This is a genomic window from Virgibacillus sp. AGTR (assembly GCF_016919725.2).
GTDB lineage: Bacteria > Bacillota > Bacilli > Bacillales > Amphibacillaceae > Virgibacillus > Virgibacillus salarius.
Window position 1 is genome coordinate 16605 of sequence record NZ_JAJERH010000025.1, and the last position, 22727, is coordinate 39331.

A 22727-nucleotide genomic window follows, 5' to 3' on the forward strand; every position below is an offset into this window, starting at 1 on the left:
TCAATTAAAAAATGAACCCTTTTCTTTTTGGCTGCGTTGTTGCAGCTGGTGTGGGTTCATTTTGATTATTATTGTTTTCTTTTAATTCATTCAAAATTTCTTTCTTAAACTCTGCAAACATATTCTTTACAGTTTCTTTATCCAGGGTTTGTTCAGGCTTACCTGTTACTTTGTTTAACTTCCCCTGTCTAATACCGTCAATGACTTCCTGAGGTATTAAATTCGAAACACCTGAGCTTGCTGTAAGTTTAATTTCATTTTCAAACATGATTTCATCAACTAAACCTTTTTCAAGAGCGGCCTGTGGAGTTAGCCATGTTTCTTCACCCATGAGGTCCAGTAATTCTTTATCATTCATTCCGGTCTTTAATCGATAAGCATTAGCAATAGTCTTATCCGTGTTTTGTAGCATTTCAGATGCTTTACTCATGTCCCGGTGGTCTCCCGAATAACCCATTTTGGAATTGTGAATCATCATTTCTCCAGTGGGAGCTATCAAAACTCTATCGCCAGCCATTGCGATTACGCTTGCTGCAGATGCAGCTAATCCTACAATTCGTGTTTCAACACTTCCAGCATAAGACTTTAACTCCGTGTATATTTCAGATGCGGCATATACCTCTCCGCCTCCACTATTGATAATGACTTCTAAACTATCACCATTGGCTTCTTCGATTTGCCTAGCAACCCCTTGTGGTGACGTATGTTCTATGTCAAACAAGTCATATATCCATGAAATATCGCTAGATACAATAGGACCTTTTACATTAATTCTCTTTGGCATCAATTATCACCTCCTTCAGATGAATTAGCTGATTGATAGTTTTTCGTAATAACAAACTTGTCTAACTCTGGATCGTCTGATCGTTCTTTACCAAACAACTCTCTCACCTCATTTCTTGTAAAGGCACCAGATGCTACTAATTTATCAACCGACTCTGCATTCTCTACTAAATCCCTTTCCGTTAAACCAAAGACATCAATCCGATCACCTTTAAGATAATCCTCTTTCGTAAGTATTTTTGCATTCAATTCATTTTTTATCTTTCTTAGAATCGGACTGTTGCAGAATCTCACGTATGCCTTAATACTCGTTTCATAATCTGACAATTCACCATGAACTAGAGCAATAGGTATGCCAAGGATATTAGCTAGATCATCAACCAACGACCTTTTTAGTTTTGTAATCTCTTCAATTGATTGCCCTTTGCCATCACCCTTGGCTACTTCGTCATATTCAAAACCTTTTAACTTTGGTACGAGAGCAACAGTGTTTTTTCTAAATGAGGTGAATAATTTATCAATAAAGTTTTGTAATCTACCTTGATTTTCTGTGTCTAGCTTTTGGGTAGTGTCTACCCCTACTGTTCCACGGATTTGATGATTCCTCATACTAATTTCGATCATTCGACTAAACAAGTCACCAAAGTCATCAAACATACCTTTCATAAACTTGGTAAGTTTTTCGTTGTTATACGTGAGATAAATCACCTCATCCATTTGAAAAGTGCGTTGGAATGTATAATCTTTTACAGTTACATTGCGAAATATATCCGGGTAAACTGCGTATTCAACTCGATCAAAATCATCAGCAATTAAGAGATCATTGTTATTAGTTAAAATTACTAAAACTTCATTCTCGTTAATAAGCCGATATACAAAAGACTGCCAAAAATCTGTAGCTGTTTGGTCCGTGTTTGGGCGAACGTTTAAAAGATAATGCCAATCGTCAATTTGGCGTTTACCATCTTTCATAACCCTAAAATCAGATTGGCTAATTGTTCTACCGATAAAATTAATACAAGTTTCAAGAGCCATGTGTTTTAAATAAGCTCGGTGATTTGTCTCATCATATAAATCTAAATCAAATAATGATTCAAGCTCGCTATTCCTTCTCAACACTTTATCTAACCATCCCACAATATCTACTCACCTCCTTTAGAAGTTAAGTGCTTCGAGAGCGTCTAATGAGCTATCTAGATCAACTTCCTCTTCCAAGTAATTATCTGCTTGCCACAATGCGTATATAAATGCAGTAAAACCATCTGTTTTTCTTCTAACCTCATCCTTTTTGAGGAAGTCTTTATTTCCATCTGGTTTCACTTTTACTGCAATGTTATTGGTATTCCATCTCATCAATGGATTGTCACCAAATATAACTTTATGCTGCGCAAAGAGCATCTCGATCCTCGGTGCAAGCTTTGCGTAAATGGCACGTGGATTACGTATATACAAAACGGTAAACCCTTCTGCTTCTAAAGCTGTCTTCACAATGTCTAATCGAAAAGTATCCCCTACTATAATTTCTAACCCATACTTTTCTCGCATATCGCAAAAGTAATCCACCATATGCTGAATGTTTATAGCTGGCTCATCTAATAAAGTTAACAAGCCTTGTTCTTCCCATTCCTCAATTGGTGGCTTAAGGTTAGCTTCTTTTACAAAGTCACGCCTAGCATATTGGTGACTATCCCAAATGTAATTATCTCCGTCTTTAAACAAAACGCCGCAAGCGGTAAAGTCTTTTATAAAAGAATAGTCAATAGCACCTACGCATGTTTGGTGTTTTAACTTTTCATAAGGTATAGGTCTGCTGGTGGCCATAATGTCATCCCAAGAAGCAATCCTAATTGTGGTGTCCTCTTGAGGAAGATTCATTCTCTTGGCCATAAATTCAGAACGTCCAGAAGGATCATCTTCCAGATCTAGATATTCATCCATAACTGTGTCAAACAATTCTTCTGCATACGGACTCAAGGGTTTGCTAAACATAGGATTTGCTTTTTCCCATAGATCAGGATTTTCCACTTCCTCCTTGTTATCCATCTTGCATATAAAGACAAATCGGTTTTGCCGCTTACTTCCGCCTTTCAATACTTCTAGGCATTGTTCGATAAATTTATCAAAAAAACCACCACGGACATGACCGTTGGTGGATATGAATATACGCCTTCTATGTTTTACTTTTCCTAATCCTGAACTGAGTGTATTAATCAGTTTCATTCCTTCGTAGATATGCCACTCATCAAAGATCAAACACCCAGGACGTCCACCGTCTTTGGTATCGGCGTTAGATGTTCGAAAACGAAACTCAGCTAAAGATTTCTTTCCAGTGATTTTGGTCTTAGTCCATGTGAAAAACTTTTTCATGAAATTCTTATGTTTTTCTTTCATGTTGTAAACTTCTTTTATGGACGTTTCCGCTTGCTCTTCACTGTTGGCTACAACATCTACGTTATATCCGTCAATGCCATGAGCTGGGCTAATGAAATAATCACCCAGTCCGGAAATAAGACCGTTCTTTCCATTACCACGCGGTATAACAATGACAATATCTTTGTAGAACAATTTATCGCGTTTCTTGTACTTAAGAAATATGAATGGAATTATAAACTTCTGGAATGGTTCCAACTTAAAGTACCATTTTTCAATATAACTTATACATTGCTCAATTTGTTCTTCGTCAAAATATATATCATCCCGAACAAGGACCTCTGTTTCAAGTTGCTTAACCAAATCTATTCTTTCTTGATTGAAGAGGATTTTTCCCGTTCGCCACATTTTTATATAGTCATCTACATATTTTTGATGAATCAGTATAAATCACTGACTTCAGGTTCGTCATTATCCTTCTTGTCCTCATTTAGATTAGGGGGATTGATCATTTCGAATTTGATAGATTTTTCAAGAGAAATTAATGTTTTTGTGAGCTTATTTAATTCATTAATTGCTGGATTTGATTTAGTAAATTCTTGATTTGCATTTACAGTTGTCACCATTACTCCTTCTTTGTTGATTGCAGTTTGAAGCCTTCTAATTTGCTTAACAATTGCGATATAACGCTTTACTTTATCAACTTCAATTAGATCGTCTTGGTCAATTCGCATCATCAATTGTATTTCCAAATCAGTTATTTTTACTACTCCACTCACAAAAACACCCCCCTCTATTTTTTAACCCCCTAATATAGCAGCTGATTTTTCATTTTTTTGGACAGTAGACTCCCCCCTCACCGGTGCCCCTGGCGATAAAAATTGCGAAAATATTTAGGTGGGGGGTACCATTTATTTAGGTTTCAAAGGATCAATTTCATGAGTTTCTTTTACGCCTGTTAAGACAACTTCTTGAAACTGGCAATTCCCGCAAATATATTTATCTTTCACTTGATGTTCCCATAGCCAAAATTCATCTGTTTTAACTCCACAATGTTTGCATTCCGTAGAGAATCTAATTCGTTGTTGAAGCAAGTTAATCACCACCATTCATCATCCCACTTAGGTTTCTTTCTCCACTTCGAGTAATCCACATACCTACCATGCTTTTTGTTATGACAGTTAACACATAACGTTTGTAAGTTATCCTCATCCAATGCAAGCTCAGGATATTCCTCGATCTCTTTGATGTGGTCAACTACCAACATGATCTTCTTACGCTTGGCTGACTCACTATATTCATTGGTATCAATGGTTACTCTACCCTGACGCTTGCATTCCTGGCATTCATAGTTATCACGCTTCTTTACTTTCTCACGTAATATCTTCCAAGGTTTACTGTCATAAAACTTACGCTTTTGTTGTTTGGTTTTGTACTCAATCGAAGGCATGACCTTTCACCTTGCGTTCAATCCGATTGATTGCTGGATATCCTTTACCTGTATCAATGTGCTCAATGGAATAAGTTAAGCCACCAAAAGTATCTGTGTCAGTATCCCAATCTAAGAACACATTACATTTATGCTTAATCTCTTCACCTTTATAAAAGACTTTAGGCACAGACGTTTCATCTTCTAATTCGATAGTTAATAACGAATTGGGCTTATCTTTTTTTGCATATAGTTCATAACGATAGCGATCTACAAAAGCTCCATTGCATTTCGGGCAAACTGTTACCTTTTGGTATTCTTCATTCTTATCATTAAATGTTTTTTGAACATGCTCGCAAGCTAAACACTTTCTACTAACCCATGACATTTCATCCATCTCCTTTTACGCATAATAAAAAGACACCTCATACATGAGATGCCTCATAATCTTTTATTAACTTTTTAGATCTTACATCTAATTGATCAGTTCTCTTTTTAATACGTGTTTCAATCTTTTCAACTTGTTCAACAAATAACTTTGCTTGGCCATCACTAAGTTGATTTCTCATCCTAAGCGCCTGTGCTCTTTTATTAATACTAGCCATACGCTCTCTATCTTTTTTATTATCCTTCATTAACCGTTTTGATGTTTTGTCCATAACTAGAATCAAATGCTTATGATTACAATGAGGACAATCCCAATATCTAGCTTGTATACCTGATTTAATTGTATTGTCATGGATGTTTATTTGCTTAGAATGTATTAAGCTATTGCATGATTCACATTTAGTTAGATTGATCACCAGCAACACTCTCGCTTTGTTTAATTTTCTTTATATCTTCTAATAAACTAACAATTTTACCTAATGTTATAAGCACTGTTCCGATTGCAACATTTATTATTAAAGTTGCGATTCCAGCGACCCATGTAGATGTTAAATCATCTTTCATCACCTGCAACCTTATCTCGTCATCCTCGAGTAAATATGAATCATTTTTTAATTCCCCATATTCAGCATAATCAAAAGATGCCATAATTATTATAAATCCAATTACACCAATGATTATAAATAGAATGCCCATAAACTGTGCTAACTTTAAATCTTTTTGTTTTTCCACTTTATTCCCCTCCACATAGTTCTTATGACTCAATTATGATGGAATTGGAAATTATATGCAATATTCATTTATATGAATCTACTTCTAATTACCTTCAATGATTAATTCTATCAAGCTTTTAACATCATCACTTAAATAATATTTGTGAATAAATCCTTCACTATCAGTAACTGGATTATTTACTTCCTCATAAATTTCAACTGGAATATTATGAAAAGCAGCTTTGGGATCATTCAATCTTCTTTTTAGCATCTTCATTCGTTCCGTTACTTGGTATTTATCCATATCATTTACTTTCAAATCTATCATCCCCTTTGCAACTATAATAACTTTCTCAAAATAATAATCATAGTTTTTTATGAGCGGATTTTTTAAATAAAACAATTTGCAAGTATATTTCTTTATATTTTTCTTTAAATACTTTCTTTAGCATTTTGACATTATATGAAGGAAAAATTTTTACTGTACTCTATTTAGCGTACAGTAGTGTACTCTAATTAGCGTACAGTGCTGTACTCTGTTTAGCGTACAGTAAAAGGTGTACTCTAATTAGCGTACACCCGTTTTTGTTATACATTATTGAATTTCCGATAATATAAATTTATCACCTTTTAAGCCTAATGATTTAAACCTTTTTTATAATTTTTTTATAATATTTTTCTAGAATTTTTAAACCTGGTTGTATAAAAAAAGACACCGAACAGAATAAATCCGTCCGATGTGCTTCCTGTTAATCCGTATCAATAGCCCGTGTAACAGCTATATTAAGGTTTAGAGCCAATTTATAAAATGCTTTCCACCTGAGCTTTGAGTATGTCATCGCACTTATAGGAGGTTGAAATTTAAAACAATAGACATTGATGTCCGTTATATACTCAGCATCTTCTTTAAGGTACCGTTCTTCAATCAGAAATCTCTCCATTTTAGGCAATCGTCTCACAGATCGCTCAATTCGATCACAATATTTCCTAATCCGCTCCTGTTCAGATACATTGTGTACCGCTATGGATCCAGTTTGGTCACCAGGTATATTGCTTCTTCCTCCACCTACATCATCAATATGTGACGTAGTAGACGATTCGCGTTCAAATGTTAAGTATTTATAAATACGATATTTTTCCAATGCAGCTTCCACTGCCTTTTGTGTCTGTTTTCTGTCCAATTCTGGCAGTTCAAATCCCATGTTACGCCCCCTTTTTAGGGATACGCCCCGGTCAAATAAACAAGGGCAATATATTAATTTAATAGATCATCATCATCAAAATTAACATCATCCGGTTCTCCTGAAGGAATGTCATCAAGACTAAGCTGTCCATCAACTACTTCCACAGTACCATCTTTATCAACACTATAGTCAATTCCTTCATGTGCTTCTGCAGCATCCTGAAATTCTTCTATAGACATTTGAGAAGGTTCCAAGAATAAAGTGACATTACTTCCAGCTAATGAATAAAGTTTAATCACTCTATCTTCACTATCACCTCTAACATTAAATTTAAGAGCTGTCTTTTTACTATCGCGTTGAATCGACTTAAATTCTGCAGTTAATGGATCTGTTTCGCTGTTCTTAACCTCCAACACTGCAATATTGCCAGCTAATTGAACCAGTTCATCCGAATGCTCTAATTCATCACCTTGTACATGAAATTCTAAAACTTCTTTTTTGTCATCCTTCTGGATCTTTTTAAACAATACACTTAATTCTATTTTTGACATATTAGTTTCCTCTTTTCTTATTAAATTTGGTCGATTTCCGTCGAATCTATCAATCTTTCATATGAATGAGTATTATTGTTCGTTTTATATTTAAAACCTCACAGAACGGCTTAAAATCACTCACAGGACTATCCGGCTTTCACGTTATATAAAACCTCAGCTTGATAAGAATGTGATACCCTGCGTTCGACCAACGCCTTAGCTATCTGTGCTAATATATAAGCATCAACTACATTGTCGCTAGTATGGACAAATCCAAAGTGTTTTTTTACTGCATCCATAACAGCTAATTTCTTCTCTTTACCTTTCAAACGCTTTTTATTACCTGGTTCGCCTTTCCATCCAGTTACGTGCACAAACTTTTTAACCGCATTTGGCGCAACTTCATAGTAACGGATGCCTTGCTTATATAACTCATTGCGTATGCCGTGATGTAAGCCACCTGCAAACATGGCTCTTTGCGTGTTAAACGGCATACCCTCGATACAGATAATGTCTGTTTTTTGTACATGAGTAACTATGTCGTTTATTAAAGTCGTCATTCTCTTAGGATCCTTATCCCCAATACCAGTAAGCTCTTTTGCTTTTAAAACTTGGCCATCTTTTGCTAAAGCAACAAACCCTGTTTTAGATGCTGGATCTATTCCTACATATCTCATTTTCTACCAGCTTCCTTGTTAAGCAGTGGCGTAAGATGAGAAATCTTGTGGTAATGCTCTCTTTCAATGTGCTTCATATGATTGCCAACTTTACTGTTAGATTGATAGTATTTATTTGTTTCATCCCTTATCAAAACAAAATGATCAACACATAAGGGAACTAAAGCAAATGAAGTAGCAGCACTCTTATTACATTCAGGATAATTACATTTATCGTGCTTCATTACGTTTCCCCCCCTCTTTCCCTTAATAAGCCTTATTTCCGTGCTTGTAAGATCTACCTTTATTTCGTTCCATTTTTGTTTCGATAGCATCCTCTAAATCGATATTCTTGCTACCACAAAGGTCAAAGATACGAATGCATACATCGGCCAGTTCTTCCTCAAAATTTTCCTGATTACCTTTTCGATCAGCTTCTAATGCTTCTGATACCTCACTATGGATTAAGGCAAGTAAAGTACCAGTTTCTCTTGGTTCATCATGCCAACCCTTATCTTTAGCTATTTGATATGCTTCTTCACATAATTGATTAATAGATTTACTCATTGTTTGACCTCCAATTTTTTAATATCACCCAGCATGATTTCTTTTGTCATGACGTTACGCCTTCTAGTAGTTCTGGATGTTCAACTGTATTTCCGATAATTTTCAAATTATCAAATTCCATAAACTGCTGAATAATAAACAACGGTTCGCTTTCATCGACAACCGTATAATTTACATGTTCGTATTCACCGAAAGCGTACTGAACAATGGTGAAAGTCGGATTAACTACCTCGCTTTTTACTAAATCTCCGTAATAACAACCATCCTCAAATACGACTTCAATTACTACTTTATTGCCTTGATTGTCTGTTATTTCCAAAAGGTCTTTTCTGAATATCTCCTCATCGTTATCGGTATCTAATCCTGTGTACTCACTAATGGATTCATAATGCACAGGATGCTCTTGTATATACGCCAACTTGTCAGCATGATTCATATAAATATCATGGTATTCATCATTACCCGTAATCCACTTACCTCCATGCGCTAATGGTTCAATTACTAAACCTCTTACTTTAATTTCTCTCATTCCATTTCCTCCTTTACCTCCCATTAAGGGAGGGTTTGTTATTCCAGTAGCTTATTTAATTCGCTTTTTATTCGAACTCCGAATTAACTTATATTGAATTTTCTCGCTTCGCTTTGTTGAATTTCTCTCTAAACCGTTCTAATACCCATACTCTTTCATAGTGGTTTTCATCTGCAACCTCTAAACAAGTCTCAATTACTTCTTCTACAAGTTCATAGATACGTTCCATTGCTTCTTTATAGATTTTGCTTTCATCTGACATATAATTTCTTCCTTTACTTCGTATTTTGTGTCTAATTTAACCTTTTCAGCATGATTCATCCCTCTACTCCTTTCAATGCTTTATCGATAATTTTGTTTATTACATATACATCCCAGCAATTGTCATAAAAATCATCCGAATTAACATACTTACTCAATTGCTCCAAAGTCTGCCTGTAGCGTTAATTTTCTTCTAAAAGATCATCATACTCAGATTCTTGAATAATAATTCTTCCTGTATAGTAATCCACCCCTACACCTCCTGTAGTTGTTCAGTTATCCTCATGAACAAATCCCTGTCTCCAACATCGAGAGCATAATCTATTAAAATGTTAAGTATATCTTCATCAGTTACGGATGTTTCCACTCCGTATTCCAAGTGTGTATAATCTATTAAACTCATTTCTAACTTGAAAGATTTTAAAAGTGCACATTTAAATGCATCAAACTCATCGGCATTCCTCATATAATCAGCCCCTCTTTTTCTTCTCCAGTTCAATAAATTGCTGTTTCCATCCTCGGAACAAGAGCCTAAATTCATTCAATCCTGTGTTACGTCCTTTAGCTATAAATTGTTGGACCACCTTCCCTTTACTATCAGTGTCTTGTGGATCAACCCATAAAAACTCAACTACATCGGCATCTTGTTCAATGGATCCTGATTCCTTTAACTCAGAAAGAGTAGGCTTCTTTGGGTTCTTATCGCTATCCCTGGTCATTTGAGACAACATCATGAAGCAACATTTTAATTCTCTTGCAATTTGTTTAGCTGCTTGCGTTACTTTCCCTATAGCTTCAGATCTTGTTTGTCCTTTAGCCTGTGGTATGTTCATAATCTGTAAGTAATCTACAGCCACCATAGCTAAATCACCGTATTTCCGTTTAAACCTTCGAGCAGTGGTTCTTACTTCTTCAATGGTTACTCCGCTGCTGTCCTGCAAGAATATGGGTAGTTTTTCTATTCGGTTATACGTTTCTTCGATTAGTGCGTATTGTTTTGGATTGAGTTCTTTATTTCTGATCCGGTTAAATCCAATACCTGTAATGTTGGAAACTATCCTATCTTTTAATTGGTTTTCATCCATTTCCTGCGACCAAATAAGTACAGGACCTGTTTCAGCAACCCCCATTGCTCTTTGGAGCAATTTTGCTGTTTTCCCAACGGATGGGCGCCCAGCAGATATAAATAAGTCGCCTCTATAAATCCCTTTTGCCCATCCATCAAATTGAGGAAATCCTGTTTCTATATACTCAACCGACTTGTCTAAAAGGTGATTGAAATAATTCTGCCTAGTCTCTTGTAGGCTTCTCATTTTTCCTTTTACATCAGGTCTAATTTCAGCAGCTAAAGATTCAACTGCAGAAAAGTATTCCTCATCCGTTTCAAAATCTTCTCTTGCTAGATCGGTTATTTTATTTCCTATTTCGGATCCTCTTCTACGTATTGCTTTAGATCGAATAATATTTGCATGATGGACCACATTTGCAGTTGTAGGACAGGATTCTGCTAATTTTATAAAATACGAAGTATCTAATTGATCGGTTTTTTTGTACTTCACATATTGCTCTGTTACAGTTACTACATCCACAGGGTAATCGTGTCGATCTAAATATTTCATTACTTTATAAATCTGCTGGTGTACTGGATTACGAAAGTCTCTTTCTTCAAGAAAAGAAATATCGTCAAGCACATTTGCATCTAAGAAAACCGCACCTAAAACCGATTGTTCAGCTGATATATCTTCAATCGTTCCAGTTGAATTCATCCGGATCATTTCCTTCTGCTATCCATTGTTGTAACTCTATATCTTTATCACGATGGTCTTTAGGTTGTTTTGGCTTCTCAGGCTGTTTTTGTGCTTTCATTTTAATGGCCAACTCTGGAAACTTATCTCGCAATTTTCTAGCTGAAAGAACGTTCGTTTTCCAAAATGAATCATTCACTACCCAATCCATAACTTCCTTTGCAAGCTTTTTATCAACTTCATCAATTTCAACCAACTTCCTCATATCGTCCGCCCAGGTTTGCATATTTGCTTTTTTAGTTAGATGAGGAAGTCCAGCATCTTGGGCTACTTTATTAACAAGGTGATAGAAATAAACAGCCATCTTGTAATAGGTGTTATCTTCGTCGTACTTCCTTTTCTTAGTTGTTGGCTTTCTCTTAGGTTTAATCTCTGGAGTAGATTCCTTGGTGTTATTTTTATCTGTCCACTCTTCATAATTTTTGTTAAATGACAATACTCTAGCCCCTTTCTGACCAATCTCATTAACATTTATTATTTTTCTTTCAACCAAAGCTGTTAACTCTCTATCTACAAAGCTTCTGCTTTTTGTATCAATCAATTGCGCTAAATAGCTAGTAGACATTTCATATTCCTTCCGATTGAATCCGTAAGTATAACGCCATATAGCTATTACAAGCCGGAACTGTGTACCGTTGAGATTGGTCTTCATTATCTGATTCAAGATTTCATTGGCAATCCGTGTATGCCCGTTATGCAATTGTGGATTTGCCATATACAATCATCCATTCATTTTTGTTGTTGAAATAATTTAGTAACCATATGTGCAAAGTTCTCAATGTCTTCTTGCTCATTTCCGACATAAGGCTTGTTTAGCCAGAGTGTAATCATATTAGATAATTCATCCTGAATATTTATTTCAGGTTCGTATCCGTTTATTAATGCCTCAATGTACTTACATGGGTTTTCCATAGCGAAATTCCGTAATATAGTCGCCTTTCCTCTTACCCGTGCTGATGGAATTGTCATAAACATAAGTGTTTTTTCATCATCCGACATACCATTCAAACATTCATGATGAAAATCAAATGCTTCAGCTACTTCTTTTGGCACTTTTACGCGCATCATATAACCTCCAATGTATAATGTTTATTTTCAATGAACCCTTTTTGATACAAGGCTCTTTTCGTTGTCATTTCTGCCAAGGCAGGAAGATTATTATTACTGCTTAAATGCGTTAAATAGATCTGTTCTCCCTTGCCTTGAATTAACTTGGATAATGCTGTAGCTGTCTGCTTATTAGATAAATGCCCTATATCTGAAAGCACCCTAGCTTTTACGCTGTTAGGATAACTAGATGCTTCTACCATTCTTGGTTCGTGGTTGCTTTCTAAGATGTAGGCATTTGAGTTTTTCATAACATTTAACATGGGCTGTTCGACTTTTCCTGTGTCTAAACAAATTGATACTTTAAAGTCAGTTTTATGATTTGTTACTGTATATCCTAGTGGTCGATATGCGTCATGATGTACTTCAAAAGGAACGACTATAAAATGTTCCGGAGCTCCAAAGATTCCACCTATACCTATTTTGTTTATCAGGTGGGCTTCCACACTTTGTATGTCTTTCCATTCTTCCTCACCCGCATATACCGGAATGTTATACTTATTAGCCAACGGCAACCCTTTTGTATGGTCCTTGTGGGCATGTGTAATAAAGATAGCAACTACATTCGTTGGCACAATCCCTACATCAAGGAGACGTTTTTCAATCTTTGTTTTGGCTATTCCGGCATCCACTAGAATGGTAGATTTGCCACTGGTTAAGGCTATGCAATTTCCGCTAGAGCCGGAAGCTAGTATGTTAACTTTCATTATTGTTTCCCTCATTATCAGTTACCATCATCGCGAAATTGGCTATATTAGCGCACCGTTTAGTTATTTCCTGCTTATCCCTATTAGGTGGTATCTTTATTAACTCATGGCGTAACTTTTCAAGATTCAAGAGAAGAAAACCTGTTAAATCCTGATGATGATCTCTTTTCCAACCGCCTTTATGTTCGTTAGCACTTAACTGTTTTTCCATTTCAAAGGCAAATTTCATCACTTCATTTCTGGGATTCGGCACAGGTCTTGTTTGCTGTACGAAATTAGCCACACATTCGCCAAGCTCATACACCAGAATACAATCTCTATCCATACCATAGCGTAGAGCAATAAGAGTATCGTTATCATCATGAGTACCATTTCTATATGTGTGCATCTCTGAATTTTCCTCAAAAGTTTTCCTTGCATCTTTTACAAAATCTAAATGCCTTTGTTCTATTTGCTGAACCATTTGATTTCCTCCAATTCTTTCTGGCACCGTGGGCAAATACTAAGCCCACGGTAATAATTTTCATTTCCTCGGTTCATTTCATTTCCGCATAATTCGCACTCTGCTCTTCTTTCATATACAACAACATGGGGTAGATACTTATTCAGGTAGTTCATCGTCATCAGCAGCTTGTAACTCCTGTAATTCGATGTTTCTATCCAACAATTCTATTAAGCCTATTAACTCTGATTCAGTAGCTGGATCACTCATCTTTACATTGTTATCTTCTAAATACTTACCGATCTTGGCATTTGTTGTTATTCCAAGTTGCTTAAATTTACTTTTCATTTCTTCACGTAGACTAGCAATCTTATTTTCAGGCTTTTCTTCTTTCGGTTCAGTAATAGTTTCTTGATTAGGTGTAATGTCTTTTCGCTCTCTTTGTTGATATTCAGGTATGCTTTGATTTTCATCATGGTTAATTGTTTCGTCATCAAATTCAAGTCCATATTGCTTTTTAAGAGCGCGCTGCTGTACATGTTTTCCAAACATATCAGCAGTCCATTTTTTCCAGTTATCTTTATTTTGACCAGTAAACATATGCCCTACTTCATCAATGTCCATGATTACTGTTACTGGTCTGTGACCATCACGATAAGCAATTGAGTAAGCATCGATTATTTTTCCTCTTGGAAACCCAATCTCATGCTGAACAACTTCCATTTCTTTTGTTTCCTTGTTCATTTCGATCTTAAATTCATCATTCTCATGCACCATCTGTGTATCTGGTGGCTGAAATCCATCTTTTTCTCGTGCTTTAGAAAGGTAAGCTTCTGCAGCAAATTGAATACGGGCTGTGGTTCCATATTTGATAAAAAATATTTCATTCTTGAATGGATCTAATCCATAAGATGCTGCTTTATGTGCAAAGAGTAGAAATTCTTGATCGTTTGCTGTTGGAGCTATTGAATTACGCATTACCTCGATTACTTGTGGTGCAAAAGCATCCGTGATTTCTGGTGTTAATGATGGTAAGTTATTATTTGCCATTGTTTGTTTCCTCCTTTTTTTCAAATAAAGAAATAGTTGCATCAAATTGCACTTTATTCAGCAGTAATAAAAGCTCTTCTCTCTCTTTACGAGATTTAAAAATCACATTTACATGAGGTTTCCGAGAATTAAAAGTTAATCCAAATTTAGTCCTGCTCATCTACTTTGACCTCCAACTCTTTCCCAGCAACAACTCTGCTAATAATCAGTTGTCCATTAGGCTCTTTAAACTTGGTGATTGATTCGGCATTATCTACAAACACTGGTGCAATTACTTCACTTTGTTCAGACAATACATTTCTTAATTCAAGCCCTGCTCTAATTCCCTCGGATAAGGAAAGTTTTTTATAACCTTTTCCATCCTTTTCAATTTCAAAATCTGGCTGAGGTTCATCAGATGTTTTCAATTCTTTAAACAACTTAATGGATAAGTTCTCAAACAGCCCTTTCACCTTCTCCGCCTGTAGTTCAGCTTCTTTTGCCTCGAAATCTTTTATACTATCAAGAATAAAAATAGACTCATTTAGCGATAAAAGGGTATGCTTTTCGTTGTTTTCAGCTTCAGATACTTGTTCTTGCAAACCTTCTAGTTGCTTATGTTTTGACATCTCTTGTTGAAGAGGTGAACGTTTTGCTTCAAGCTCCCTAACCTTTGTCCTTTGTTCACTCACATCGATATATTCAAGGACTTTCAATTTCTCCTTTAGGGTATTACGCTTGTTGACAATTTCATTATGCTGAGCTTTGTATTCATCTACACGCTTTGATTTATCATCTTCAACAGCTTGTATAGATTCTTCATCCAATGGCCTTTTACATGTTCTACACGTATCCTCTATCTTTTCATCACGTAGCTTCGGCCATCTCTCTTTAGACATTTCAATTTGGTCATTTAATGCTAGAATTTGTGATTGCAGGCTATTAAATTCCGAATTCTTTTCAGCAGCAGAATCTATCACAGATTCAAGTTCCTGGATCTCTTTTTTCAAAATGCTATCTTCTGCATTTAGCGATTCTAGCGGAACTGTTGGAGCATTATTTTCTAGCTGTTCTTTTAATGTTTTAGTACGACTCTGTGCTGCTATATATTGCTTGTTCAACTTATTTTTGTTTTCGCGATGGATTTCCTTCAGATTTTTCATAGAATGTTTCTTTACAAGTTCAGATAACTTATTTCCCTGTGCTTCAGGTAACTCCTTAAACACTTGTTTATTTGCAGGAGCAGATACATACTGTAGAATCATTTTTCGTTGCTTTGTCCAATTTAATGTAAAAAAGTAATTTGGATTGAAAAGCGAAAGGAATAGATCCTTATCAAACATTTCTGTTAGTACCTCATTAAATTCAGTTGCCTTGCTTGGTACTTCATTGATGTAATATTTTGCTTTTCCTTTTACTAACTCTCTACCTAGAAGCAAATCTTTACCATCAACATTTAAAAGTAGGGAAACCATTGTTTGATCCGCTTCGTAAGTTATGGGCGTTGGATCCAATTTGCTTCCTAATGCATCCATACCGTATAATAACCATGTAATAGCTTGAGGGATTGTTGACTTCCCTTTCGCATTGTCACCAGTGATTACCGTGCGCTCGCCAAAGTTTACGGTTAATTCCTGGTGACTTTTGAAATTATTTAGTGTTAGTTCTTTGAATTTGATTTGCAATTTAGTTCCTCCTTACAATTCCAGTAATGTTTGTTCCAATAATTCAATTTCCTTCTCGACTACTCTTTCATATGCTTTTTTCATTTCATTCGCCAGAGATCCAGTTGAAGAATCAAACAAGTAATTTCCGTATGAATCATAGAATGTAACTCGGCCAATGCTGTTAGTTTCTTCTATATTTGATTTTAGTTTTTCGATTGTATTTACAATTTTTCGTGCTTCTTTTGATCGTTTTTCCATATACTCCAAGGTTTTTCTATCCACTTAACTCACCCTCTCTCAAATAATTATTGCTATAATCAGAGCTATAACCAATGCACCAGCAAAACTTCCTAGTTTCACATCCTCACCTCCTTCAATAAGTAATGATTAAGTAATAATTCCAAAGAGCTACAACAGCAAACAATATTCTATAAGTCCATTTAGACTCTTTGACTTTTTCTATCAAAACCAATCTTTCCTAACTTGTTCGTTTACTTTATTAAAACGATTTTCTTGATCTAGTTTCTTTTTGTTGTAAGATAGTATGGCTTTCAAAGAATGCTCGATTTGAAATTGTGCGTTTTTTGCTAGATCTGGATTTGCTGTTTCAGCCGCTTTTAGTCCATCAAGACCAGCTTTCATTAAGTTCTCAATATGTTCTAAAACCTTGTCCATATCTTCCATTCGATAATGATCTAACATCGACATTTAACTTTCCTCCCATGCGATCATGTTTTCAAGATCGTAATCAACGTTGAAAATTGTCTGGTAATTGCCATCTTTATCATAGAAGCTTAAATGCGAAATGCGTCCGTCATCATTCCAGAAAATACTTTTCACTGGACATTGCTTACCTTCAAAATTTATTATTGCTCGCATGTTTTAACCTCCTAACTGTTAATTAGCTACTTCGCTAACCTTTATATACAATTCCGCTATTCCTGAGTGTGCTTTTTCACCTGGTAATGAAAAGAGCATTTCCATGTCTTGCTGCAATAATTCAGCACGCTGTTTACGTATTTCTGGATGATTATTTAAAATGTCGTCAAATCTCTTTTGTAACAGCTGTAAATGTAATTGATTAGGATCAGTCATTTTGGTTCACTTCCTTCAACTAAAAAGATAATTTCAACGCCTGTCCGCGCTTAATTTGGATTACCATTCATTCATAATTTCTTTCATTACTTCTAAACTTTGTTCATAAAACCAAAAGCGTTTCCCTTTTTCCTTTCTTCTCTCCAGGAGTTTCATCCGTGGATCATGTAAGAATTCATTTTCTAAAAAAGATTTACTCATGCACGTTCTTTTCGACATTTCTTCAATATCCCAAACAAATAATGATTTCTTTAATGTTTCATCTAATTTTCCATTGATGTACTCCCTTATTTCCGATTGATCTACATCAATATTGACTTCTGCTATTGGCAATTAGGAAACCTCCTTTCTGTTAAATCCCTAAAATCTTTCTAATGTGTTTAACATGCTGTTGAGCTTTCGGACCAGTTCTTCGTCCGTTAATGATGTCACTAACGTACGGACTCGAAACCCCTAACTCTTTTGCTAACCACTTTTGAGTAATATTTTGCTTATACATTTCTGATTTAACCTTTGCTGCTAAATCGTTCGACATAACTATTTCTCCTTTCACGTCAATGACATTTGACTATTGCAATGATCTATTTCAATTTGTAACGATGTATTAGGTCGCCACAATTCAACAAAACGAATAGCTTCTTCAAACTTCGCCTTTGGAATGTCGCCATAACGAGGTACTTTAAAATACTGCTTAAACTCTCGCCAGAATGCTGAAAATACACGTTTACTCATTTCGTGATAAGCAGCAGAATCCCCACCGCCTAATGCTTGCACTACTGAATATTTAGCAGCTTGTTGTATTTCTTGTTGTTGGAGCGAATCGACACGCATACTGTCTTTCAGATAATTCACGTCTGACTTTATCGTCTTAATTTCGCGTTCATGTTCTAGTGCTGCTTGAAGAGCAATTTCTAATGATTGTGGTTGTTGTTGTTCTTTCACGTTGTAATATTCATCCACCAACATTTCGTAAGCATCCCAAGCTTCGTCTGTATTTAATGATTTAGCATGTAACCATGCTCCTTTTTCTGTCCAAAGATATAATACAGATGTATACTTTAGGGTGTCGTCAAGTTGACGTGACCCTTTAAAGTCTTTTAAACTCTCACCTGTTAATGCAAAGTAATGCTTACCGTGAGTGTATCGATCGGAATTCCTTTGAAAGTTTCTATTGATTACTTTCGATTCCGATCCAAAAGACTCAGCCAACTGACTTGTCGTCAAAACCCGTTGATCATTGTGGTTAATAATTGTTAAATCTGACATGTTATCATTCCTTTCTTTGGTATAATGTTCCTATTAATAGTGATGAGAGGTGTATTTACTTGGCTATTCCTAAATTTACTGATAATCAGATTGAAGCTATCTCCAAAATCATAGCCGATACTAATGAAGGAGTTTCTGGAAGTGATTTAACCAGACTACTTTCGCAGATTGGAATTGATGATCCTTCAACTCATACAAAATGGAGAAGACTGGATTACCACCTTAAAAACATCCAGAACAAACAAAACAGTGCAAATAATGTTGTTCAATTTATTCATAATGCTATGGAGCCTTCAAGGTTCATTGATGATATTGAATCTTTTAGCAATATGAGGTTAAAACTTAATAAAGTTCTCCTCCTAAATGGATTAAAATTAAATAACTCTGGTAAAGTTATTGTAGTTAATAAAGCTGAAACTCTTGATGAAGCTCAATCCCGAGCTAATGAATTGAAACGAAAATTAACTCTAAGAACCATCCACAGTAATCTTTTGATGTTTTGTGAAAAAGAGTACTTACAAGAAAATTATTTTCATGCTGTATTTGAAGCTGTAAAAAGTCTCCTTGACCGTATTAGAGAATTAACTAACCTTCATGAAGATGGTATTCCATTAGTTATGAAAGCTTTTAATGAAAAAAAGCCAATACTTAGTTTTAATAAATACCAAACTTCTAGTGAGCAAAATGAATTAATGGGGTTCAGATCATTATTAATCGGTTTAATTAAAATGGTAAGAAACCCTCATGCTCATGAATTAAAAGTAAAATGGGCTATTGAAGAAAAAGATGCTTTAGATGTACTAACCATGGTTTCTTATGTTCATCGAAGGCTAGATGAAACATTTAAGACAGGCTATTAAACTCTAGAAAATTTACGTATTCTTCTGTAAAGCCTAATACTTCGAGATTCATTAATTCCGAATAATAATTCTCAACTTTAGTTGCATAATCTCTAGCTAAATCCCGATCCACGAAAAGCATCGCACTGCTTTTATCAAGTGATATTGTTAACTTATAATCGGTGAGATAGTATTTAATGTGTTCACACTTCAACACTACTGAACTTAAAGTTCCCTCCGTTTTATCGGTGGGATTTTTTTTATCACTCACTCTCATCCCTCCTTTATCACTCACACCCAAGTTTCAAGACCTAAAGTCATGGCGTGACCTATTGGCGTCGCTCACTATCCCAATTGATAGGTCTTGGCGTTACTCCGCTCGTTTAGATTTTGAAACTTAGGTGTGAATGTTTTTATGGAAAGCTAATTAATTAGCTAAAGTTGTTGACTTGAACTAAAAAATACATTAGTATATAGGCATAGCTAAATAAGACTTTAAAAAGCCTGCAACAATACATTTAATCCGTTCCCCAACGCAAAAATTGTATTTAGATAGGTCGTATTTTTTATTGTCTCCTTTAGCTAATTGAATAGCTTATGTACACTTTACTAAATTATTTATTAGTTGTCAACGCATTTAACTAATTTATTTTTTAGTTATTGTGTATAAACGAAAGGATATATTGATATGAATACGTTAGAGCGTGTAAAGAAATTATGTAAGGAAAGAGGAATCACTGTTGCAAAGTTAGAGGAAGAACTTGAAATTCCAAAAAATACAATATATCAATGGAAGAGAATTTCACCTAGTCTAGATAAATTAAAATCAATTGCAGATTATTTCAACGTAAGTATAGACTATTTACTAGGTCGAACAGATATCAAAAATAATGATTTAACAGAAAAAGACGAACGAGATATTGCAAAACGAATGGAGAAAATGAGGAAAGATTTATTTGAAGGCACAGGAGAAGATGGCTTAGCGTTTTCAGGTGAACCTATGAGTGACGAAGCAAAAGAATCATTACTAGAAGCACTCGAATTCATTGAAAGGCAAACTACTAAAATCAATAAAAAATATATTCCATATAACAAACGAAAAAATCAAGATTAAAAGCGATGTGATTAAATGGATGTAAAAGAAATTGCAGAAAATCTAATAAATAAATATGACACGAATAACCCTTTCCTTCTCGCTGAATATATGAACGTTATTGTTTGCGAAAGAGATATGCATGAGGAAATCATGGGATTTTATAAATATAATAGAAAAAATAAATTTATCGTTCTTAACATGAACTTAAATAAACTACTCAAAAAATTTACAGCTGCACACGAACTTTCACACGCAATATTACACCCTGGATCAAATACTCCATTTTTAAGAAGCAATACGCTGTATCCTATTGGTAAGATTGAAAGAGAAGCTAATCAGCTTGCTGTAGAGATATTACTTCCTGACAAATTTATTTACGAACATCAGGATACCAACATGACCATTAATGAGATCGGCGGCATGTATGGAATCCCTAATGAAGTATTGCATCTTAAAAATTTTTACCATTAAAACCGAACAAACGATCTATTTAAGGAGGTGATTCCAATACAAATATGAAACTGATATCTTCCTCCCCTATTTTGAACGCCTGTCCGCGCAAAAGAAGGGAAAGATAACAATGAAATTGTATAACAGCAAAAAGGATAAGGAATTGTATTACTACTTTAATGCAAAAAAAGAAAAGTTGTGGTGTTATAGGCACAGGTATTATGATGCCTTGGGTAAAAGAAGGGAAAAATATAAGCAAGGTTTTAAAACAGAAAGTGAAGCTTATAGAGCATTACTAGATGTCAAAGCAAATACTTTGAATGGTAATGTAAAGCAAGTAGAAAACTCTAATTTGACGGTTGCGGAATGGCTAGATATTTGGTATGAAACTCATAAGAACGATTGGAAAGTCACTTCAAGAAAACAAAGAGAATTAGCTATTAAATATCAAATGAAACCACTCCTAGGGAAATATAAGTTAGTGGAGCTGGATAAAACAACTTACAAGCGAGTATTTATCAACAAATTGCTTGAGAAAAAGTACAAACCTAGTACGGTTCAGTTATTTCACAGGTTGTTTAAAGTGGCCATTAATGCAGCAGTCGATGACGAGATTTTACCTCGTAATCGATTTAATAAAATTTCTATTCCACAAGATGATCCTAAAGATAATTTTCTAACTGCAGAAGAGTTAAGTAAATTGCTTGCAGCTGCTAAGGAACATGAGAATGATACGAACTATACTTTTATCTTTACTTTAGCTTACACTGGATTACGTAAAGGGGAAGCCTTAGGGCTACAATGGAACAACATCGATTTTAATGCTAAAACAATCACTGTAGAGCGTACAAGAGATAATAAAGGTATTCGTACCCCTAAAACTAAAAACAGCTATAGAACTATTCTAATTGATGATATAGCAATTGCGCAATTAGAAAAATATAAAAAATGGTGCAAGAAAGTTAAACTTAAATATGGGATGCGTATAAAGGGAAATGATTTTGTTTTCATGTCATTCCAGACTGGAAGAGCTGTATCAGACGCCACAGTTCTATACGGTATGAGGCGAGCTGTCAAAAAAGCAGGAATTAAAAGTATTAGCTTACATGGATTACGCCATACACATGCTACCCTTTTAATTAGTCAGCGGATCCCGGTTAAAGTTATTGCTGAAAGACTAGGTAATACCCCGCAAATGATATTTGACATTTACGGTCATACATTTAAAGAATTAGAAGAAGAAGCAGTCACTGCTTTTAATGCCAGTTTAAAACAAATTGGGGGAGCTTCTGGGGGAGCTTTTTAAAATGAAGTTTTCAAATACTATATATACTAGGGTTTCGGAAACTATTTAATTCTACTCTCGTTAATCCTTTTAGATTGCAAAGTAATGCACAAAAAGCCCTTGTAATGTTGTTGTATCAACGTTTAAAGGGTTTTTTATTTTTATCTACTTTGCAAAATGATGCAGGATAATGAACTAAATTAGAGCCTATTTTGGGATCAAATAAATTACTGGCATGGATGAAGGGATGGAAAGAAAAGATCAGTTCACTACATGTGTTGCGGGCTGACTGATGAAATATAGATGTAGTAGTCCATCTATTATTTGATTACACCTTCTAGTGATATGTACCTCCTTGCCATAGTTTTTGAAATCAAAAATGTTATTATAGTTGGTATATAAATTGGGTTGATTTCAAATAAGGTCAGTCTTTCACAAACAAGCCGTATTGTGGGAGTAACTCTTATATTGCGTAGTAGACACATACTGTGCAACAAACAACTTTTTTTGATCAGTTTGTAAAGGAA

38 protein-coding genes are annotated in these 22727 nt (G+C 35.1%); 4 read left to right on the forward strand and 34 right to left on the reverse strand.

Translation table 11 applies throughout. The annotated features are described in order from the left end of the window. Positions 1–4: 4 nt before the first annotated feature. From JUJ52_RS11025 to JUJ52_RS11185, 33 genes are all read right to left on the reverse strand, one after another. Positions 5–784: a head maturation protease, ClpP-related gene (locus tag JUJ52_RS11025; protein WP_228088961.1), complete on the reverse strand. Its 780-nt coding sequence runs from the start codon at positions 782–784 to the stop codon at positions 5–7. Continuing rightward, positions 784–1920, reverse strand: a complete 1137-nt coding sequence (locus tag JUJ52_RS11030; RefSeq protein WP_228088962.1) for a phage portal protein — start codon at positions 1918–1920, stop codon at positions 784–786. The genes JUJ52_RS11025 and JUJ52_RS11030 overlap by 1 nt, the downstream gene beginning before the upstream one ends. A gap of 18 nt (positions 1921–1938) precedes the next feature. Further along, positions 1939–3597, reverse strand: a complete 1659-nt coding sequence (locus tag JUJ52_RS11035; protein WP_228088976.1) for a terminase TerL endonuclease subunit — start codon at positions 3595–3597, stop codon at positions 1939–1941. Further along, positions 3594–3932 (reverse strand): P27 family phage terminase small subunit, encoded by a 339-nt coding sequence (locus tag JUJ52_RS11040; protein ID WP_228088963.1) that lies wholly within the window; start codon positions 3930–3932, stop codon positions 3594–3596. The genes JUJ52_RS11035 and JUJ52_RS11040 overlap by 4 nt, the downstream gene beginning before the upstream one ends. A gap of 132 nt (positions 3933–4064) precedes the next feature. Continuing rightward, complete coding sequence (locus JUJ52_RS11045) at positions 4065–4262, reverse strand: hypothetical protein (protein ID WP_228088964.1); 198 nt, start codon at positions 4260–4262, stop codon at positions 4065–4067. Further along, positions 4253–4603, reverse strand: coding sequence for an HNH endonuclease (locus tag JUJ52_RS11050; protein ID WP_205388918.1), 351 nt, complete (start codon positions 4601–4603; stop codon positions 4253–4255). The genes JUJ52_RS11045 and JUJ52_RS11050 overlap by 10 nt, the downstream gene beginning before the upstream one ends. Continuing rightward, positions 4590–4970: a hypothetical protein gene (locus JUJ52_RS11055; RefSeq protein WP_121603787.1), complete on the reverse strand. Its 381-nt coding sequence runs from the start codon at positions 4968–4970 to the stop codon at positions 4590–4592. The genes JUJ52_RS11050 and JUJ52_RS11055 overlap by 14 nt, the downstream gene beginning before the upstream one ends. A gap of 37 nt (positions 4971–5007) precedes the next feature. Further along, positions 5008–5385, reverse strand: a complete 378-nt coding sequence (locus tag JUJ52_RS11060) for a hypothetical protein (RefSeq protein ID WP_228088965.1) — start codon at positions 5383–5385, stop codon at positions 5008–5010. Then, positions 5369–5701: a hypothetical protein gene (locus tag JUJ52_RS11065; protein WP_121603789.1), complete on the reverse strand. Its 333-nt coding sequence runs from the start codon at positions 5699–5701 to the stop codon at positions 5369–5371. The genes JUJ52_RS11060 and JUJ52_RS11065 overlap by 17 nt, the downstream gene beginning before the upstream one ends. Positions 5702–5785: 84 nt before the next feature. Further along, complete coding sequence (locus JUJ52_RS11070) at positions 5786–6001, reverse strand: hypothetical protein (protein ID WP_205388921.1); 216 nt, start codon at positions 5999–6001, stop codon at positions 5786–5788. 430 nt (positions 6002–6431) lie between these two features. After that, the gene (locus tag JUJ52_RS11075) at positions 6432–6884 is read right to left on the reverse strand and encodes an ArpU family phage packaging/lysis transcriptional regulator (protein WP_205388922.1); all 453 of its coding nucleotides are present in this window, start codon (positions 6882–6884) and stop codon (positions 6432–6434) included. A 53-nt stretch (positions 6885–6937) separates the two neighbouring features. Further along, a complete protein-coding gene (locus JUJ52_RS11080) occupies positions 6938–7417 on the reverse strand; it encodes a hypothetical protein (protein WP_205388923.1) in 480 nt (159 codons plus the stop codon). A 128-nt stretch (positions 7418–7545) separates the two neighbouring features. Next, complete coding sequence (locus tag JUJ52_RS11085) at positions 7546–8076, reverse strand: hypothetical protein (protein WP_205388924.1); 531 nt, start codon at positions 8074–8076, stop codon at positions 7546–7548. After that, entirely contained in the window at positions 8073–8300 is a 228-nt protein-coding gene (locus tag JUJ52_RS11090; RefSeq protein WP_205388926.1) for a hypothetical protein, read from the reverse strand. The genes JUJ52_RS11085 and JUJ52_RS11090 overlap by 4 nt, the downstream gene beginning before the upstream one ends. A gap of 22 nt (positions 8301–8322) precedes the next feature. Then, the gene (locus tag JUJ52_RS11095; RefSeq protein ID WP_228088966.1) at positions 8323–8622 is read right to left on the reverse strand and encodes a MazG nucleotide pyrophosphohydrolase domain-containing protein; all 300 of its coding nucleotides are present in this window, start codon (positions 8620–8622) and stop codon (positions 8323–8325) included. Positions 8623–8668: 46 nt separating this feature from the next. Beyond that, positions 8669–9151, reverse strand: a complete 483-nt coding sequence (locus JUJ52_RS11100; RefSeq protein WP_205388636.1) for a YopX family protein — start codon at positions 9149–9151, stop codon at positions 8669–8671. Between the two features lie 88 nt (positions 9152–9239). After that, on the reverse strand, positions 9240–9413 hold the full coding sequence (locus JUJ52_RS11105; RefSeq protein ID WP_205388637.1) for a hypothetical protein: 174 nt from the start codon (positions 9411–9413) through the stop codon (positions 9240–9242). 252 nt (positions 9414–9665) lie between these two features. After that, positions 9666–9878: an IDEAL domain-containing protein gene (locus tag JUJ52_RS11110; protein WP_205388928.1), complete on the reverse strand. Its 213-nt coding sequence runs from the start codon at positions 9876–9878 to the stop codon at positions 9666–9668. Between the two features lie 4 nt (positions 9879–9882). Further along, positions 9883–11178, reverse strand: a complete 1296-nt coding sequence (locus tag JUJ52_RS11115; RefSeq protein WP_205388930.1) for a replicative DNA helicase — start codon at positions 11176–11178, stop codon at positions 9883–9885. Next, positions 11156–11932 (reverse strand): replication protein, encoded by a 777-nt coding sequence (locus JUJ52_RS11120; protein ID WP_205388936.1) that lies wholly within the window; start codon positions 11930–11932, stop codon positions 11156–11158. The genes JUJ52_RS11115 and JUJ52_RS11120 overlap by 23 nt, the downstream gene beginning before the upstream one ends. A gap of 14 nt (positions 11933–11946) precedes the next feature. Beyond that, a complete protein-coding gene (locus JUJ52_RS11125; RefSeq protein WP_205388937.1) occupies positions 11947–12282 on the reverse strand; it encodes a hypothetical protein in 336 nt (111 codons plus the stop codon). Then, on the reverse strand, positions 12282–13031 hold the full coding sequence (locus JUJ52_RS11130; RefSeq protein WP_205388951.1) for an MBL fold metallo-hydrolase: 750 nt from the start codon (positions 13029–13031) through the stop codon (positions 12282–12284). The genes JUJ52_RS11125 and JUJ52_RS11130 overlap by 1 nt, the downstream gene beginning before the upstream one ends. Further along, positions 13021–13494, reverse strand: a complete 474-nt coding sequence (locus JUJ52_RS11135) for a hypothetical protein (RefSeq protein WP_205388953.1) — start codon at positions 13492–13494, stop codon at positions 13021–13023. The genes JUJ52_RS11130 and JUJ52_RS11135 overlap by 11 nt, the downstream gene beginning before the upstream one ends. A gap of 138 nt (positions 13495–13632) precedes the next feature. Next, on the reverse strand, positions 13633–14523 hold the full coding sequence (locus JUJ52_RS11140; RefSeq protein ID WP_228088967.1) for a recombinase RecT: 891 nt from the start codon (positions 14521–14523) through the stop codon (positions 13633–13635). Continuing rightward, positions 14513–14683 carry a hypothetical protein gene (locus tag JUJ52_RS11145; RefSeq protein WP_205388966.1) on the reverse strand — a complete coding sequence of 57 codons (171 nt, stop codon included), beginning with the start codon at positions 14681–14683 and terminating at the stop codon, positions 14513–14515. The genes JUJ52_RS11140 and JUJ52_RS11145 overlap by 11 nt, the downstream gene beginning before the upstream one ends. Continuing rightward, positions 14670–16187 carry an AAA family ATPase gene (locus JUJ52_RS11150; protein WP_228088968.1) on the reverse strand — a complete coding sequence of 506 codons (1518 nt, stop codon included), beginning with the start codon at positions 16185–16187 and terminating at the stop codon, positions 14670–14672. Before JUJ52_RS11150 ends, JUJ52_RS11145 begins: the two co-directional genes overlap by 14 nt. A gap of 12 nt (positions 16188–16199) precedes the next feature. Then, positions 16200–16451: a hypothetical protein gene (locus JUJ52_RS11155; protein WP_228088969.1), complete on the reverse strand. Its 252-nt coding sequence runs from the start codon at positions 16449–16451 to the stop codon at positions 16200–16202. A gap of 180 nt (positions 16452–16631) precedes the next feature. Next, positions 16632–16877 carry a hypothetical protein gene (locus tag JUJ52_RS11160; protein WP_228088970.1) on the reverse strand — a complete coding sequence of 82 codons (246 nt, stop codon included), beginning with the start codon at positions 16875–16877 and terminating at the stop codon, positions 16632–16634. Beyond that, on the reverse strand, positions 16878–17048 hold the full coding sequence (locus JUJ52_RS11165) for a hypothetical protein (protein WP_228088971.1): 171 nt from the start codon (positions 17046–17048) through the stop codon (positions 16878–16880). Positions 17049–17066: 18 nt separating this feature from the next. Continuing rightward, positions 17067–17264, reverse strand: coding sequence for a hypothetical protein (locus JUJ52_RS11170; RefSeq protein WP_228088972.1), 198 nt, complete (start codon positions 17262–17264; stop codon positions 17067–17069). 60 nt (positions 17265–17324) lie between these two features. Continuing rightward, positions 17325–17597 carry a hypothetical protein gene (locus tag JUJ52_RS11175; RefSeq protein ID WP_205388967.1) on the reverse strand — a complete coding sequence of 91 codons (273 nt, stop codon included), beginning with the start codon at positions 17595–17597 and terminating at the stop codon, positions 17325–17327. A 19-nt stretch (positions 17598–17616) separates the two neighbouring features. Next, entirely contained in the window at positions 17617–17799 is a 183-nt protein-coding gene (locus tag JUJ52_RS11180) for a helix-turn-helix domain-containing protein (RefSeq protein WP_121603812.1), read from the reverse strand. Positions 17800–17813: 14 nt separating this feature from the next. Next, complete coding sequence (locus JUJ52_RS11185) at positions 17814–18530, reverse strand: ORF6C domain-containing protein (protein ID WP_205388976.1); 717 nt, start codon at positions 18528–18530, stop codon at positions 17814–17816. Positions 18531–18589: 59 nt separating this feature from the next. On the opposite strand from JUJ52_RS11185, the gene JUJ52_RS11190 reads away from it, so the two are divergent. Then, entirely contained in the window at positions 18590–19390 is an 801-nt protein-coding gene (locus tag JUJ52_RS11190) for a TIGR02391 family protein (RefSeq protein ID WP_121603814.1), read from the forward strand. Here the strand turns inward: JUJ52_RS11190 and JUJ52_RS11195 are convergent. Then, complete coding sequence (locus JUJ52_RS11195) at positions 19374–19640, reverse strand: hypothetical protein (protein ID WP_121603815.1); 267 nt, start codon at positions 19638–19640, stop codon at positions 19374–19376. The genes JUJ52_RS11190 and JUJ52_RS11195 overlap by 17 nt on opposite strands. A 417-nt stretch (positions 19641–20057) precedes the next feature. Here JUJ52_RS11195 and JUJ52_RS11200 point away from each other — a divergent pair, with 417 nt between their 5' ends. The 3 genes from JUJ52_RS11200 to JUJ52_RS11210 all read left to right on the forward strand — a co-directional run bounded on the left by JUJ52_RS11200 (position 20058) and on the right by JUJ52_RS11210 (position 22221). Further along, the gene (locus JUJ52_RS11200; RefSeq protein WP_228088973.1) at positions 20058–20483 is read left to right on the forward strand and encodes a helix-turn-helix domain-containing protein; all 426 of its coding nucleotides are present in this window, start codon (positions 20058–20060) and stop codon (positions 20481–20483) included. Positions 20484–20498: 15 nt separating this feature from the next. Beyond that, positions 20499–20936, forward strand: a complete 438-nt coding sequence (locus JUJ52_RS11205) for an ImmA/IrrE family metallo-endopeptidase (RefSeq protein ID WP_228088974.1) — start codon at positions 20499–20501, stop codon at positions 20934–20936. A 109-nt stretch (positions 20937–21045) separates the two neighbouring features. Beyond that, positions 21046–22221, forward strand: coding sequence for a tyrosine-type recombinase/integrase (locus tag JUJ52_RS11210; protein ID WP_228088975.1), 1176 nt, complete (start codon positions 21046–21048; stop codon positions 22219–22221). Positions 22222–22727: the final 506 nt, after the last annotated feature.